Source organism: Desulfovibrio aminophilus DSM 12254, from assembly GCF_000422565.1.
GTDB lineage: Bacteria > Desulfobacterota > Desulfovibrionia > Desulfovibrionales > Desulfovibrionaceae > Aminidesulfovibrio > Aminidesulfovibrio aminophilus.
Genome location: NZ_AUMA01000008.1, coordinates 184231 through 199794, shown reverse-complemented (window position 1 = coordinate 199794; position 15564 = coordinate 184231). Strand labels below are relative to the sequence as shown.

Here is a 15564-nt window from a genome sequence, read left to right as displayed (position 1 = left end):
CACGGTACAATGGCCTCAAACCCGACGGGAGTTCTCGTGACGCAGCCCGCGATCCAGCCCCAGCAGGAGCAACCCCAGATCGAGCCGGTATTCGTGGCCCGACAGCCCATCTTCGACCGGGCCGAGCGGCTCTGGGGCTACGAGTTGCTTTTCCGGCACAGCGCCGAGGCCACCAGCGCGGCTTTTTCCGAGTCCAGCGTGGCCACCTCCAAGATGGTGGCCGACGGCTTCATCCTGGCCCAGGCCGGGCTGCCGCCGGCCTGCATGCTGTTCATCAACTTTCCGGAAGCCCTCCTGCTTGAAGGCGCGGCCTACGCCCTGCCCAGGGAACAATGCGTGGTGGAAATCCTGGAGGACGTGCCCCCCACTTCGGCGATCCTGACGGCCTGCGGCAAGCTCAAGGAGGCGGGCTACGTCCTGGCCCTGGACGACTACTTCGGCGAGACGGCCATGGAGCCGTTCCTGGCCCTGGCCGACATCATCAAGGTGGACCTCAGGGGCAAGGGCCGGGCCGAAATCGAAACCCTCACCCGGCGACTCTCGCGCGAAGGCCGCAAGCTTCTGGCCGAAAAGGTCGAGGACGCCGAGACCCACGCCCTGGTCAAGGGCCTGGGCTACGCCCTGTTCCAGGGATTCTATTTCAGCAGGCCGGAGACCCTTTCCGGGCGCAAGGTATCCGGAGCCGCGGCCTCCCGGGTCAAACTGCTCTCCGAACTGAGCAAGGAGGACTACGAGACCGCGGCCCTGTCCAAGATCATCTCCAGCGACGCGGCCCTGAGCTACCGCCTGCTCCAGTTCATCAATTCGGCCTACTTCTCGCGTCCCTTCAAGATATCCTCCATCGGCCAGGCCATCGCCGCCCTGGGCCAGCGCCCCCTACGGCATTGGCTCATGGCCGTGATCCTCTCGGATCTCTCGCCCACCCCCAAGGCCAAGGAAATCTGCGCCAACTCCGTGCAGCGCGCCCGGCTTCTGGAGACGCTCGCGGAACAGTCCAGACGCTCTCCCCGGCCGCCCGACTCCATGTTCCTCCTGGGCCTGCTCTCCCGGCTGGACGCCCTGCTGGGCATGGAAATGGCCCGGATCATCGCGGGCATGCCGCTGGACGATGAGATCGCGGACGCCCTGCTCGGCAAGCCCAACCCGCCGCGGTCCTGGCTGGACATGGCCGCGAGCCTGGAGGCGGGGGACTGGGGCACGGCCGAGGATCTGCTCAGCCGCCTGGGACTGGAGGGTGCGGATACGGCGCGACGTCAGGCGGAGGCCCAGGCCTGGACGTTCCAGACCCTGACTTCCGCTTCCGCCTCGGCCTGAGCCGCGCTCAGGAATCGATGTAGCTGCCGGGGAACTCGGAACGCAGCCGGTTGAGCGCCACGCGGGCTTGCTCCATGTCGCGGAAGGCTCCGGCCTGGACGAGGTAGACCTCGCGGCCGCCACGCATGATGGTCCGCACCCGGGTGCCCGAGAAGCCGGAGCCGACCAGGCGTTCACGCAGGCGGTAGGCGTTCTCCTCCACCGCGAAGGTGCCCACCTGGATGTAGTAGCCCTGGGCCGACTCGGCGCTCCGCGCCGGAGCCCGACGGCTGTTGCCGGCCAGGTAGGAGGACGGGGCGGAGTAGCTGCCGATGGCCGTGACCCGCACCTTGGCGATGCCCTGACGGGCCGAGCCGAGCTGCTTGGCCGCGCCGTAGGAGAGGTCGATGACCCGGCCGTCCACGAAGGGGCCGCGGTCGTTGACCAGGAGGTCCACCTGGCGGCCGTTGTGCAGGTTGGTCACACGCACCACGGTGCCCAGGGGCAGGGTCTTGTGCGCGGCGGACACCGCGTACATGTCGTAGATGTCGCCGCTGGCGGTCTTCTTGCCGTGGAAGTCGTCGCCGTACCAGGAGGCCACGCCCACCTCGTCGTAGCCCTGGGCATCCGGCAACGGATAGTAGGTACGCCCGAGCACGGTGTAGGGTTGGGTCTTGGGGTCGTACTGCTCCTGCCAGCGCTCCACGTTGTGACTGTCGGTCACGGGCCGGGCGGGCTGCCGGTAGGAATTCGAAGGAATGGACGAGGGCAGCAGGGCGCAACCACCCAGTGCCGTCAGCGCCAGAGCCAGAAAGATGAAACGAATGTGTTGCATGGCCGCTCCCTCCCTGGAAATCGGTCTTGATCTCGTCCATGCAGCAGCCATGCCAAACCCTTTGAAGCTTCTCGCCATTTCATCGTTCCCAGGCCTTGGAGCGAGGAATCATGCGGATTTTCACTTGCAACCGGAGAGGGCGTGTCTTATAAGCGCCTCCGCCGGAGCGATCCCCGGCGTCAAAATTCCCGCGCAACCTTTATCCCCGGCAATCCCATGAAAACACGAAACGATTCCCTGCGCAATGTCGCCATCATCGCCCACGTCGACCACGGCAAGACCACCCTGGTGGACGCCCTGTTCCGCCAGAGCGGACTGTTCCGCGAGAACCAGGAGGTAGTGGAGCGGGTCATGGACTCCATGGACCTGGAGCGTGAGCGCGGCATCACCATCGCGGCCAAGAACTGCTCGGTGATGCATGACGGCGTGAAGATCAACATCATCGACACTCCGGGCCACGCCGACTTCGGCGGCGAGGTGGAACGCTCCCTGGCCATGGCCGACGGCGCGATCCTCCTGGTCGACGCCTCGGAAGGCCCCCTGCCGCAGACCCGTTTCGTGCTCAAAAAGGCCCTGGAGGCCGGACTGCCGATCATCGTGGTGGTGAACAAGATCGACCGCAGCGACGCGCGGGCCAATGAAGTCCTCAACGAGGTCTACGACCTGTTCATCGACCTGGACGCCGACGAGAACCAGCTGGAATTCCCCGTGCTCTACGCCATCGGCCGCCAGGGCGTGGCCATGCGCGAACTCGACGAGCAGGGCAAGGATCTCTCCCCGCTCTTCCAGCTCATCCTCAAGCACATCCCCGGCCCGGCCTTCGACCCCGAGGCCCCCTTCCAGATGCTCGTCTGCGACCTGGGCTATTCCGACTATCTGGGACGGCTGGCCGTGGGCAAGGTGGTCAACGGCCGGGTCCACGCCAATGAGAGCCTCGTGCGCCTGGGCGAGGGCGGCGAACAGGCCCCGCTCAAGGTGCTCAAACTCCAAACCTACATGGGCCCGCAGCTCGTCCCGGCCGAGACGGCCACCCCCGGCGACATCGTCGTCCTGGCGGGCATCGAGGACGTGAAGATCGGCGACACCATCTGCACCAAGGACGCGCCGCGCGCCCTGCCGCGCATCACCGTGGACGAGCCCACCGTGTCCATGCGCTTCTCCATCAACACCTCGCCCCTGGCGGGCCGCGAGGGCAAGATCGTCCAAAGCAACAAGATCCGCGAACGGCTCATGAAGGAGTCGCTCAAGAACGTGGCCATCCGCGTGGAGGACTCCGAGGACCGCGACAGCTTCATCGTCAAGGGTCGCGGCGAGTTCCAACTGGCCATCCTCATCGAGACCATGCGTCGCGAAGGCTTCGAACTCACCGTGGGCCGCCCAGAGGTCATCCTCAAGATCAAGGACGGCAAGACCATGGAACCCATCGAGCGGCTCTTCGTGGACTGCGACGAGGCCTTCCTGGGCGTGGTCACGGAAAAGCTCTCCGGCCGCAAGGGCAAGATGACCAACCTGGTGAACAACGGCCGGGGCCGCGTACGCATCGAGTTCAGCGTGCCCTCGCGGGCCCTCATCGGCTACCGCGACGAGTTCCTGACCGACACCAAGGGCACGGGCATCATGAACTCCTACCTGGAGGGCTACGGCGAATTCCGGGGGGATTTCCCCTCGCGCTTCACCGGTTCCCTGGTGGCCGACCGGGTCGGCGTGGCGGTGCCTTACGCCCTGTTCAACCTGGAGCCGCGCGGGCAGCTCTTCGTCAGCCCCACCGAGCCGATCTACGAGGGCCTGGTCGTGGGCGAACACAACCGGGACAACGACCTGGACGTGAACGCCTGCAAGGAGAAAAAGCTCACCAACCTGCGCGCTGCGAACAAGGACGAAAACGTCATTCTCTCCCCGGTGAAGCCCATGACCCTGGAGCGGGCCCTGCATTTCATCAAGGAGGACGAGGCCGTGGAGGTCACGCCCCTGTCCATCCGCCTGCGCAAGGTCGTGCTTCCGGCCCAGAAGCGTCACGCCCTGCGCGGCGAGAAGAAGAAGCAGGAGATGGGCAAGTAGACTAGAGCGCGAGCAGCGTCTTGCCGTTGGCCGCGAAGTAGAGGGCCAGGGCCAGAACCACCAGCAGGATCACCGTCTCGGCCAAGCCGCGCAGCTTCGTGCCGTCCGAGCCGATGCGCAGGGCGATGGAACGGGTCCGGGCCGCCGAGAGCAGCAGGATCAGAGCTCCTGCTCCGAAGCAGAACTGGCTCACCAGGCCCAGCTTTTCCGTGCTCGCCGGGTGGGCCCCCCCGCCGGGGGCCAGGAAGAGCAGCAGGTCCACGCGCTCCAGCACGAAGCCGAAGGCCATGAGGGCGATGGCCGTTCGCACCCAGGCCAGATAGGTCCGGGTGTTGGCCAGATGGGTGGTGGTGCGCGCCAGACGGTCGCGCTCGTCCCGGCAGCCCTGGTCCGACGCGGTTTCCTTCTCGCTCTTCATGCGGATCCTCCGGGCCCGGATCATACACCAACGTCCCGGTTTCTCCAGCCCCTCGCCGGGAGTGCCGGTTTGCAACGTTCTTCGAGGGTGCTAGGGTGCCTCCCATGAGCGACTCCACGGCGCTTCCCCAACGTCTTCTTGCGCGTCTGCTGCGGCCCTCGACCCTGGCCTTCTTCCGGGAGGGACGGGCCGACGGCGTGGCCTGGGGCGAACTGCTGCACGGCTACGTCTACGCCCGCTGGCCCTACCTCTACATCGGCGTGGCCACCGGGCGGCGCAAGTGGGCCGCGATCCTGCTCTCGCCCCTGCTCCTGCTCCTTCTGCGCCACCGCCCGCTCAAGCCCGGGAAGACCGGCCGCCCGGGATTCGCCGACTCCTACCACGGCAAGGCCCTGCCGTTGGAAGAGGCCACGCGGCTCGTGACGGTGAATCGAAGCGTGGAGTTGCGCGGCCAGGAACAGGTCATCCCCTACGCCCTGGCCCGCGACATCGTGCTCAAGAACCCCGAGCGCATCGCGCTCCTGGACTGCCCCTGCCGCGCCATGAGCGAGACCCCCTGCCTACCTATGGACGTCTGCCTCATCGTCGGGGAACCCTTCGCCTCCTTCATCCTGGAGCACAATCCCGAGCGCTCCCGGGCCATCACCCCGGAAGAGGCCGTGCGCATCCTCAAGGAGGAGGACGCCCGGGGCCATGTGCACCACGCCTTCTTCAAGGACGCCATGCTCGGCCGCTTCTACGCCATCTGCAACTGCTGCGCCTGTTGTTGCGGGGCCATGCGGGCTCAGGCCCACGGCATCCCCATGCTCTGCTCCTCGGGCTACCTCTGCCGGGTGGACGCGGACGCCTGCGTGGGCTGCGGCCAGTGCCTGAAATCCTGCCAGTTCAAGGCCATGCGCGTGCGCGACGGGGTCTGCAAGGTGAACGTCAAGCGCTGCATGGGCTGCGGCGTCTGCGTGGGCCACTGCGCCAAGTCCGCCCTCTCCCTGGAGCCGGCCCCGGAAAAGGGCGCGCCCTTGGAAGTGCAGAAAATCCTGGAGAACGCCTGAGATGGATTTCTCCCCAGGCGTCCTTCCCCTGCTCAAGGTCCTGGCCGCCTTCGCCGTCATGCTCGTCTGCATCCGGTTCAAGATCGCACTGGGTCTGTCCATCCTCTGCGGCGCGGCGATCCTGGGCCCGCTCTTCGGCATGGCCCCCGGGGCATGGTTCACGGCCACGGCCAGGGCCCTGGTGGACCCCGAGACGCTCTTCCTGGCGGGCATCGTGGCCCTCATCCTGGTGCTCTCCGACCTGCTGGAACGCACGGGGCAGTCCCGCCGCCTGATGGACGCCCTTGCCGGAAGAATCCGCTCCCACCGGCTGCGTCTGGGCCTGTTCCCGGCCCTGGTGGGCTTCCTGCCCATGCCCGGCGGGGCCATCTTCTCCGCGCCCATGGTGGCCGGGGTGGCCGAAAAGCTCAATCTCGACGCCGAGCACAAGGCGCTCGTGAACTACTGGTTCCGGCACCTCTGGGAAATGGCCTGGCCGCTCTTCCCGGGCCTGATCCTGACATCCAATCTCGCCGCGCTGCCGATCACCACGCTCATCTTCTTCACCGCGCCGGGCGCGGTCTGTTGCCTCGTCCTCGGCTGGATCTTCTACCTCCGCCCGGGCGTCCTGCCCTTGCCCGAAACGCGCCCGGAGGCCCTGGCGGAACGCCCGGGAGCCGGAAGGCTGCTCGTCCTGGGTCTGCCGCTGCTGGTGGCCATCGTCGGGGCGCTGGGATTGGAGGCGGCCATCTCCGCCCTGGCCCCCCGGCTCCCCTTCGAGTTGGGCGTGGTCACGGCCCTGGCCGCTGCGGTGGCTTGCGTCGCCGTCCAGAACCGCGCCGACGCCCGACTCATGGTCTCGGCCCTGGCCAAAAAGAGCTTCCTCGGCATGATGCTCGTCATCGCGGGCATCTTCGTCTTCAAAGGCCAGCTGGCGGCCTCCGGCGCGGTGCGCGGCATGGCCGAACTGGCGGGCGGTCCGGCGGCTCTGTTCGTGGCCGCCGTGTTCCTGCCCTTCCTGGTGGGTTTCATCGCGGGCATCAACGTGGCCTTCGTGGGCTCCACCTTCCCGCTGCTCCTGGGACTTCTGCCCGTGCTCGGGCTGCAGCACCAGCTCATCCCCTACGTGGTCCTGGCCACCTTCGCGGGCTTCACCGGCGTCATGGCCTCGCCCATCCACATCTGCCTCGTGCTCACCTGCCAGTACTTCAAGACGGACGTCGGCGGAGTCTGGCGCCGTCTCATCCTGCCCTGCGCCCTGCTCCTGGGCTTCGGCGGCCTCTATTTCCTGCTCCTGACCCGGCTGTAAGCCCCCCGTCGCGGGGCTCCTCCCTTGCCCCACGACGCGGCTTGGGCTAGGCTCCGGCCACTCCAACCCCGACGAGGCAGCCACATGACCATTGATCCCGCCGCCCTGCGCGGCAGCCTCCTGACCATGATCCGCCGCCGCGTGCTGGCCCAGGACGAGGGTCATCGCCGCGAGGCGCTGGTGGAATACCTGACCCTCACCGGCACGGCCACGGATCCCAAGCTGGCCGCCGAACTGGCGGGCATGGTCCCGCCCCTGCTCACCGGGCTGTACGAGAAATGGATCGGCATGTTCCTGGACCGACTCATGGAGACCGTCCCCCCGGAGCAGATCGAAATCCTGGCCGAGGACACGCCGGACAACGAGGCCGCCGTGGTCCTGGCCTATCTCATGTTTCTGGAGTCCGCGCGCATGGAGAAGCAGGTCCAGCAGGATCTGGAGGCCTACGGACTGGCACATTCCGGGGACACCGACCAGGGCGGCGCGGTGGCCGGGTTCCTGCGTTCGCGCGTCCTGGCCCTGGCCCGGGAGCTGAACGAGAAGGACAAGGGCGGCCCAGGCACGACCCACTAAGCCCGGGAAGTTCCGCCGCCACATGCTCCGCGCCCTGCTCCTCGGCGTCCTCTCCGCCTTCTTTTTCAGCAGCACCTTCGTGCTCAACCGGGCCATGAGCCTGGAAGGCGGGCACTGGGCCTGGACCGCCGCCCTGCGCTACGCCTACATGCTGCTCATGCTCCTGGCCTGGCTGGGGATCACCCGCCAGGGAGCGGTCCTGCGCGGGGTCTGGAACGCGTTGCGCACCCGCCCGCTGTTCTGGACCCTGGCCGGAGGCGTGGGCTTCGGCGTGTTCTACGCCCCGCTCTGCTACAGCGCCACGCGCATGCCCGGATGGGTCGTGGCCGCCACCTGGCAGGCCACCATCCTGGCCACGCCCCTGGTCCTGCTCCTCTTCGGCCGCAAGGTGCCCACGCGGGGCCTGGCTTTCACCGGCCTCATCTTCCTGGGCATCGTGCTGGTGAACCTGGAGCAGGCCGGAGGATTCGGGGACGCGGCCGGGCTGATCCTGGGGGTGCTGCCGGTGCTGCTGGCGGCCCTGGCCTATCCCCTGGGCAACCAGCTGGCCTGGGAGGCCCGGAGCGACGCCGCGCGCGGTGGGCCGGAGGCGGCCAATCCGGCCCTGGAGAGCGGCCCGGGGCTCGTGCTCCTGCTCTGCCTCGGCTCCCTGCCCTTCTGGCTCGCGCTGCTCCTGGTCGTGCGGCCGGAGGCCCCGGTCGACGGACAGTGGGTCCAGACCGCCCTGGTGGCCTTCCTGGCCGGGGTGGTGGCCACGAGCCTGTTCCTGCACGCCCGCAACCGCGCCCGCTCCTCCTATGAGCTGGCCGCCGTGGACGCCACGCAATCCATGGAGGTGGTCTTCTCCCTCGTCGGGGAGATCCTGTTCCTCCACGCCGCGCCGCCCGGCCTCCTGGGCTTTTCGGGCATCGCGCTGGTGACGCTGGGGCTGGTTCTCTACGTGGCCCGGCAGACGGCCGGACGCAAGGCGGGCGGCTAGGCCGGATTCCGCAGCACCGACTCCACGGCGTCCGCGATCCGAATCCCGTCCGGCTCTTCGCTCTCCTCCAGCAGGGCGGCCTGGAGGTTGATCTCGCGCACCAGGGGAACGTTGCGCATGTCCTTGAAGTTCTTCCAGACCGACACGGCCTTGGCCGGGCTGCCGCCACGGGCCAGGGTCAGGCCCAGGAAGAGCCAGGCCTCGTTGTCCTCGCGGTCCGCGCGCAGCACCCGTTCGAACTCCACCTTGGCCTGCACGAACTTGCCCTCGGCATAAAGGCAGCGGCCCAGGCGGCGACGCGCCTCGCGGTTCTCGGGCTCCTTCTGAAGCAACTCGCGGTACTTGGGCGTGGCCGCGGCGAAGTCGCCGGAGTCGAAGGCCGCGTTGGCCTCGTTCAGCAGCGGCAGGGTCTCGGAGCTGCGGGCCTGGGGACGGCCCTCGGCCTCCTCCCCGCGCAGACGGCGGAAGGCCCCGAAAAGCAGGTTGCGGCGGGAAACATCGATCTCTTTCTTGGCGGACATGGGCGGCTCCTGCGGCGATGTGGGCGCAGGATACCCGATGTCCGCGCCAAATCAAGCCCGGCCCTTGCCATTTGCCCCCGGACGTGGAATCACCAGCCCATGCACGGCTGGACCGGCTCCATCCTCATCGCCGACCTGACCACCCGGACCCAGGGCGTCCTGCACCCGTCCGAGGAGACTCTCCGCCTCTTCCCCGGCGGCCGGGCTCTGGCCGGTCATCTTCTGCGCCCGCGCTTCGGCCTGCCCTGGAACCACCCGAACATGCCGGTGATCTTCATGACTGGGCCGCTCACGGGCACGGCAGCGCCCTGCTCCGGTCGCTGCCACGTGGCCTCGCGTTCCCCGCTCACCGGAGCCCCGGGCGACGCCTCCACAGGCGGCAACCTCGGCCCGGCGCTGAAGACTGCGGGATGGGACGGTCTCGTGCTCACCGGCGTGAGCGACGCGCTCCTGGGCCTGGAGATCACCTCCGGCGGGGTGCGCTTCGTCGAAGCCGGGGCGCTTCGGGGCGCGGACACGGAAGCCGTGTTCACGGCCCTGCCCGGCTGGGATTCCGTGGCTTGCGTCGGTCCGGCGGCCGAAAACGGCGTGCTCTCCGCCTCCATCGTGGTGGACCGCCTCCAGGCGGCCGAGCGTTGCGGCCTGGGCCTCTGCCTGGCGGCCAAGGGCTGCAAGTTCCTGGCCGTGTCCGGCGAAAGGCCGGTGTCCGTGGCCGATCCCAATGGACTGGCGGCCGCGAATCGCGACATCCTGCGGCTCTTCAACGCCTCGCCCGCCCTGCGCGGCCCCCTGGGCTTCCACCGCTTCGGCACGGCCGCGCTCTGTGATCTCACGGCGGCCCGGAGCATGATGCCCACGGACAATTTCCGCCATACCCGCTTCGAACAGGCCGGAGGCTGCAACGCCCCGGCCCTGGCCGCGCGGCTGCTGCCCGCGTCCGCGCCCTGCCCGTCCTGCCCGGTGGGCTGCGTGCAGCGGACCGGGGACGGCCGCCTCCTGCCCGGGTTCGACGCCCTGTCGCACTTCACGGCCCTGATCCGCAACCCGGACCCGCTCCTGGCCGTGGAGGCCGTGAACCTCTGCGCCCGCCTGGGCCTGGACCCGGTGTCCGCCGCCGTTTCCCTGGCCGCCTTCGCCGAGATCACCGGACGGGCGCTCGGCCCGGAACACCTGCTCGAACTCCTGGAGGACACGGCCCTGGGCCGGGGCGACGGCCGCCTGCTGGGCCGGGGCGCGCGGCGGCTGGCCGAGGAACTGGGCAAGCCCGACGCGGCCATGACGATCAAGGGCCTGGAGATTCCGGCCTGCGATCCGCGCGGGGCCTATGGCCTGGCCCTGGGCTACGCCGTGAGCACGCGCGGGGCCTGTCATCAGCGGGCCCTGCCCCTGGCCCACGAACTGCTGCGCAAGCCCGTGGCCACGGACCGCTTCAGCTTCCTGGGCAAGGCCCGGATCATCAGGCTCGCCGAGGACCAGATGGCCGCCGCCGACTCCCTGCCCGCCTGCGCCCCGGCCTTTCTGGCCGCCGGGCTGGAGGAGTACGCCCGGGCCTTCACGGCGGTCACGGGCCTGCCCTTCACGGCCGGGGATCTGGCCCTGGCGGGCGAGCGCTGCGTCTACCAGGAACGGCTCATGCTGGCGGAGCTGGGCTTCACGGCCGAGGACGACGACCTGCCCGAGCGTTTCTTCCGGGAGCCCGGCGACCCGGGCGAGGACTTCGACGTGCCGCCGCTGCCCCGTGAGGACTTTCTGACGGCCCGGGCGCGCTACTACCGCGTGCGCGGACTGGACGACAACGGCCTGCCCCGGCGGGACACGGCCGAGGCCCTGGGGCTCGCATGGACCGCATCCTGAAATCCTTCGCAGCGCGCCTGGAAGCCGCCGGTCTGGCCGGGCCCGGGGACGCGCTGTTCCTGGGCCAGGACGACGCCGTGGCCTGCAACGAGCCCGGCCACCCGGACCGGGACGTCGCCGAGGCCGCTTTGCGCGCGCTTCAGGCCAGCGCCCTGGCCTGCGTGCGCCCGGCCGAGCCGTACCGGACCATCCTGGACTTCCTCCTGACCCGCCACCCGGAGATCATCACCCCGGGCGACTGCGAGACGCGGCTTTTTCTCCACGATCTGCCCGTGGCCCGGGAGTTCTCGACTGAAGCCATGACCAGGGCGCTCCGGCGACGCAAGGGTGCGGTCCTGCCCGGCCCGCGCCTGGCGGCCCCGGGATCGGTGGGGCCGGAGCAGGCCTTCGTCACGGTCAGTTCCATGTGCTTCGCGGCCTTCGTGCTCTTCTTCGAGGAATACCTGGATGACCTGCGCCACGGCCGGGCCACGCAGGAGCAGCACACGGCCTTCGCCCAGGCCGTACCCCACTTGCCCAAGCCGCGCGCGGACCGGCCCGCCCTGGCCAGGGGGCCGTTCCAGGACGCGCCCCAGACCCGGCGAGCCATGCTGGAGGCCGGGCGGGCCACGGTGAAGCACGGTCTGGTGGACTCCTATTTCGGCAACATCTCGTATAGGATGGGCGGGATCGTGCACATCAGCCAGACCGGCAGTTCCCTGGACCATCTGGCGGGCTGCATCGACGCCTGCCCCCTGGACGGGTCGAGCTGCGCCGGGCTCACGGCCTCCAGCGAACTGGCGGCCCACGCCGGGATCTACGCCGCCGACCCCACGGCCGCCTGCATCCTGCACGGCCACCCGAGGTTCGCGGTGATCCTCTCCCTGGACTGCGACCTGCCGGACTGCCCGGATCGCGGCCGCTGCCACCTCGACTGTCCGCGCCCCCGGCGGGCGGGCGGCGCGCCGGTGGTGCCCGGCGAGGTGGGCACGGGCCCGCGCGGGCTCTGCCACACCCTGCCCCCGGCCCTGGCCTCGGAGCGGACGGCCATCGTCCTGGGCCACGGCCTGTTCGCCACCGGCCGGACGGACTTCAACGAGGCCTTCGCCCTCCTGGCGGACACCGAGAACGCCTGCCGCGAGGAATACTTCCGCCGCGTGCGCGACCTGGGGGGCTGAGCGTGCCGCTGGTCGAATCCCGCCTGCCGTCCCCGCCGCCGTTCCTGAGCAACGGCCACGCCGAGACGCTTTTCGCCGGGCTGCTGCGGCGGTCGCCGCAACTGGAGCTGGAGCGCGAGCGGCTGGAACTGCCCGACGGCGACTTCCTGGACCTGGACTGGAGCCGGAACGGATCGCGACGGCTGGCCCTGCTGACCCACGGCCTGGAGGGACACTCCCGGCGGCCCTACATCCTGGGCATGGCCCGGACTCTGCGCGACGCCGGATTCGATGTGCTGGCCCGCAACCTGCGCGGCTGCTCCGGGGAGTTGAACCGCCTGGCCACGGCCTACCACAGCGGCGAAACCGGGGATCTGGACCAGGTCCTGGGCCACGCCCTGGCGGCGGGCGGCTACGAGAGCGTGGTGCTGGTGGGCTTCAGCATCGGCGGCAACCAGACCCTGCGCTACCTGGGCGAGGACCCGGACCGCGTGCCCGGGGCCGTGGCCGCCTCGGTCTGCATCTCCGTGCCCTGCGACCTGCCCTCCTCGGAGCGCGAGCTCGCCCGGCGGAGCAACCGCATCTACGTGCTGAACTTTCTCAAGACGCTGCGGGAGAAGCTGCGCGAAAAGAACCGCCGCTTCCCCGGGCTGGTGGACCCGGAGCGGCTGGAGGCCGTGCGCGACCTGCGCAGCTTCGACGACCTCTTCACCGCGCCCCGCCACGGCTTCCGCGACGCGGCCCACTACTACGCCGAGGCCTCCTCGCGACCCGTGCTCGGCGCGATCCGCGTGCCCACCCTGCTGCTCAACGCGCGCAACGACCCCTTCCTGCCCCCGGAGTGCTTTCCCGAGGCCGAGGCCAGGGCCAATCCCATGCTCTTCCTGGAGACGCCCGCCCGGGGCGGGCACGTGGGCTTCGTGCCGCCGAGGCCGGGGCTCTACAGGTCCGAGGCCCGGACGCTGGAGTTCCTGGCCCGGGTGCTCTAGAACCAGCGGGCCAAAAAACCCGGCGAAATCGTATCCAGGGTCAGGAGCAGGGTCAACGCGATCATCACCGCCACAGTGATCCAGGCCACGGCGTTGAACACCGGGCCGTTGACCGCCTCGCCCATGAGCCGCCTGTCGTTGACCAGCAGAAGCATGAAGACCAGGATGAACGGCAGGACCATGCCGTTGACGACCTGCGAGAGGTACATGACGAGGATGAGCGGCGCGCCGGGCAGCAGGATGGCCCCGGCCCCCAGGACGATGCTCAGGGTGAAAAGCCAGAAGAACTGGGGGGCCTCGCGGAAATCCTTGTCCACGCCGAGTTCCCAGCCCATGCCCTCGCAGATGTAGTAGGACGTGGACAACGGCAGGACGCAGGCGGCGAAGAGCGAGGCGTTGCAGAGGCCGAAGGCGAACAGGAAGGAGGCGTACTCGCCCACCAGGGGCTTGAGGGCCAGGGCCGCGTCGGCGGCGGTTTCGATGTTCAGCCCCTGCTGGTGGATGGTGGCCGCGCATGCCACCACGATGAAGAAGGCCACGGCCACGGCCATGACGCAGCCCACGATCACGTCCAGTCGGCAAAAGGCGTAATTCTCGCGGGTGATGCCCTTCTCCACCACCGAGGCCTGCTGGTAGAACTGCATCCAGGGGGCGATGGTGGTGCCCACCAAGCCCACGATCATGGTCAGCGATTCAGGACTGACCGAGGTCTCGGGCAGGACCAGTCCCCGTCCCACGGCCGACCAGTCCGGCCCGGCCAGGAAGGCGGCCACGGGATAGGCCACGTAGACCAGGCAGGCCACCAGAAATATCTTCTCCACCAGGCGATAGGTGCCCTTGACGATAAGCAGCCAGACCGCCACGGCGGCCAGGGGCACGGAGATGAACCGGCTCACGCCGAACAGCTCCATGCCCGCCGCGATGCCCGCGAACTCGGAGACGGTGTTGCCCAGGTTGGTCAAAAACAGGGCGATCATCACGTAGAACGTGACCTTAAGGCCGAAGGATTCGCGGATGAGGTCGGAGAGCCCCTTGCCCGTGACCGCGCCCATGCGCGCGCACATCTCCTGGACGACCACCAGGGCTGCGGTGGTGGGCAGGAGCAGCCAGAGCAGGGAATAGCCGAAATGGGCCCCGGCCAGGGAGTAGGTGGCGATGCCGCCGGCGTCGTTGTCCACGTTGGCGGTGATGATGCCCGGGCCGAGAAGACTCAGGAAAAGCAGGATGTTGCGCAGGCTGAAGCCGCCCGCCAAGGGCCTCGCGCGGAAGTCGGACATGCGGAGTCTCCGGGATCAGAACCGGCGCGAGGCCCGGAACTGCCTGAGCCGCAGGGTGAGCGGCAGAAAGTGCTGCATCACGTCGTCGGCGGTGACGATGCCTTCCATGCGGCCTTCGGCGTCCAATACCGGAACGGCCGCCAAGCGGTACTTGACGATGATCTCGTAGATGTCCTCCGGCTCGGCCCCGATGTCCACGGTCTTCAGGCCGGTGGACATGACCTCGCTCACGGGGGTCGTGGGCGCGGCCAGGAGCAGTTCCCGCAGGCTGAGCACCCCCAGCGGATGGCCGTCGGCATCCAGGATATAGCCGTAGGCGATGCTTTCCATGTCCCCGGCCGAGGCGCGCACCTGGCGCAGGGCCTGCTCGGCGGTCATGTCCGGGGTCAGGGCCAGGTATTCGTTGTTCATCAGGCCGCCCGCGCTGTCGCCCTCGTGCTCCAGGAGTTCCCGGACCTTGTCGGCCTCCTCGACGTCCATGAGCCCGAGAAGCTCGTTGGCACGCCCCTCGTCCACCTCGGCCAAAAGGTCGGCGGCCTCATCGGGCTCCATCTCCTCCAGGATGTCCGAGGCGTGCTCGGCTCCCAGTTGGCTCAGGACCATTCCACCCATTTCGGGTTCCAATTCGCCGATGGCCTCGCCCGCGGCCTCCACATCCAGGGCCCCGATGACCGCCGGAATGGTCCGGTGCGGCAACTGGGCGATGATCCCGGCCAAGTCGGCGGGGTGCATCTCCGAAAGGCGGTCCCGGGTCATGGTCAGGGCCAGCCGATGCAGGCGGCGCTCCAGGGGCTGCACATACTCCCAGTCGATCTCGGTCCTCGGCGCCGTGCGCCCACACAGCCGCAATAGATGCTCCGCAAAACCAAGAAATCCCAGGCGGCGCAGCATGCCGCTCAGGCCCACGTCCGCCGCCCGCAAATGCAGCGCCCCCGGGGTCGGTTCCAGCCTCAAATCGTTGACCCGCACCACCCGGGCCCCGTCCACGTCCACGATCTGCTTGTCCAGAAGGTCGCGGCGCAACAGGAGGTCGTCCTGGTCCGCGTCGTCCCGGACCAGGGTTCCCCCGCTTCCCACCAGAATGATCTCCGGACGGAAGAGCGTGACTGAACTCCACGGCACGCGACGATGCCCCCCCCCTCGTCCGTCAATCAGCAGGTGCGTGACCGGGGGATACGTGTCGCCCGAGGTCACGGCCAGATCCCGCAGGCGCCCCAGGACGCCGCCGGATTCGGCGGCCACCCGCGTACCGAGGACCGAACTCACATACACGGCGTTGACGGCTCCGCTCACG

At 69.0% G+C, this 15564-nt stretch carries 14 protein-coding genes; 9 read left to right on the top strand and 5 right to left on the bottom strand.

Translation table 11 applies throughout. The annotated features are described in order from the left end of the window. Positions 1–36: 36 nt before the first annotated feature. The gene (locus tag H587_RS0106125; RefSeq protein WP_051202489.1) at positions 37–1314 is read left to right on the top strand and encodes an EAL and HDOD domain-containing protein; all 1278 of its coding nucleotides are present in this window, start codon (positions 37–39) and stop codon (positions 1312–1314) included. Positions 1315–1321: 7 nt separating this feature from the next. On the opposite strand, the gene H587_RS0106120 is transcribed toward H587_RS0106125, so the two are convergent. After that, on the bottom strand, positions 1322–2128 hold the full coding sequence (locus H587_RS0106120; protein ID WP_027175512.1) for a septal ring lytic transglycosylase RlpA family protein: 807 nt from the start codon (positions 2126–2128) through the stop codon (positions 1322–1324). Positions 2129–2344: 216 nt separating this feature from the next. Between H587_RS0106120 and typA the strand changes: the two genes are divergently transcribed. Further along, on the top strand, positions 2345–4186 hold the full coding sequence (typA, locus tag H587_RS0106115) for a translational GTPase TypA (RefSeq protein ID WP_027175511.1): 1842 nt from the start codon (positions 2345–2347) through the stop codon (positions 4184–4186). Between the two features lies 1 nt (position 4187). Here typA and H587_RS19585 read toward each other — a convergent pair whose 3' ends face one another. After that, the gene (locus H587_RS19585) at positions 4188–4604 is read right to left on the bottom strand and encodes a YidH family protein (RefSeq protein ID WP_051202488.1); all 417 of its coding nucleotides are present in this window, start codon (positions 4602–4604) and stop codon (positions 4188–4190) included. Positions 4605–4708: 104 nt separating this feature from the next. Between H587_RS19585 and H587_RS0106105 the strand changes: the two genes are divergently transcribed. The 4 genes from H587_RS0106105 (at position 4709) to H587_RS0106090 (ending at position 8493) form a co-directional block, all read left to right on the top strand. Beyond that, positions 4709–5653 (top strand): 4Fe-4S binding protein, encoded by a 945-nt coding sequence (locus tag H587_RS0106105; RefSeq protein WP_051202487.1) that lies wholly within the window; start codon positions 4709–4711, stop codon positions 5651–5653. 1 nt (position 5654) lies between these two features. Next, on the top strand, positions 5655–6941 hold the full coding sequence (locus H587_RS0106100; RefSeq protein WP_027175509.1) for a DUF401 family protein: 1287 nt from the start codon (positions 5655–5657) through the stop codon (positions 6939–6941). 84 nt (positions 6942–7025) lie between these two features. Beyond that, entirely contained in the window at positions 7026–7514 is a 489-nt protein-coding gene (locus H587_RS0106095) for a hypothetical protein (protein ID WP_027175508.1), read from the top strand. A gap of 22 nt (positions 7515–7536) precedes the next feature. Further along, the gene (locus H587_RS0106090; RefSeq protein ID WP_027175507.1) at positions 7537–8493 is read left to right on the top strand and encodes a DMT family transporter; all 957 of its coding nucleotides are present in this window, start codon (positions 7537–7539) and stop codon (positions 8491–8493) included. On the opposite strand, the gene H587_RS17520 is transcribed toward H587_RS0106090, so the two are convergent. Next, complete coding sequence (locus H587_RS17520) at positions 8490–9014, bottom strand: tetratricopeptide repeat protein (RefSeq protein WP_034608644.1); 525 nt, start codon at positions 9012–9014, stop codon at positions 8490–8492. The two genes, H587_RS0106090 and H587_RS17520, sit on opposite strands and share 4 nt — an antisense overlap. 99 nt (positions 9015–9113) lie before the next feature. On the opposite strand from H587_RS17520, the gene H587_RS0106080 reads away from it, so the two are divergent. The 3 genes from H587_RS0106080 to H587_RS0106070 are packed head-to-tail and all read left to right on the top strand — an operon-like array spanning position 9114 to position 12993. Then, positions 9114–10868, top strand: coding sequence for an aldehyde ferredoxin oxidoreductase family protein (locus H587_RS0106080; RefSeq protein WP_027175506.1), 1755 nt, complete (start codon positions 9114–9116; stop codon positions 10866–10868). Beyond that, positions 10853–12025 carry a class II aldolase/adducin family protein gene (locus tag H587_RS0106075; protein WP_027175505.1) on the top strand — a complete coding sequence of 391 codons (1173 nt, stop codon included), beginning with the start codon at positions 10853–10855 and terminating at the stop codon, positions 12023–12025. Before H587_RS0106080 ends, H587_RS0106075 begins: the two co-directional genes overlap by 16 nt. 2 nt (positions 12026–12027) lie before the next feature. Beyond that, positions 12028–12993 (top strand): YheT family hydrolase, encoded by a 966-nt coding sequence (locus tag H587_RS0106070; protein WP_027175504.1) that lies wholly within the window; start codon positions 12028–12030, stop codon positions 12991–12993. Here the strand turns inward: H587_RS0106070 and H587_RS0106065 are convergent. Together H587_RS0106065 and H587_RS0106060 are read right to left on the bottom strand one after the other, a co-directional pair. Beyond that, on the bottom strand, positions 12990–14270 hold the full coding sequence (locus H587_RS0106065) for an Nramp family divalent metal transporter (protein ID WP_034608642.1): 1281 nt from the start codon (positions 14268–14270) through the stop codon (positions 12990–12992). The two genes, H587_RS0106070 and H587_RS0106065, sit on opposite strands and share 4 nt — an antisense overlap. 15 nt (positions 14271–14285) lie before the next feature. Further along, positions 14286–15563, bottom strand: a complete 1278-nt coding sequence (locus H587_RS0106060) for a magnesium transporter MgtE N-terminal domain-containing protein (RefSeq protein ID WP_027175502.1) — start codon at positions 15561–15563, stop codon at positions 14286–14288. Position 15564 lies beyond the last annotated feature (1 nt).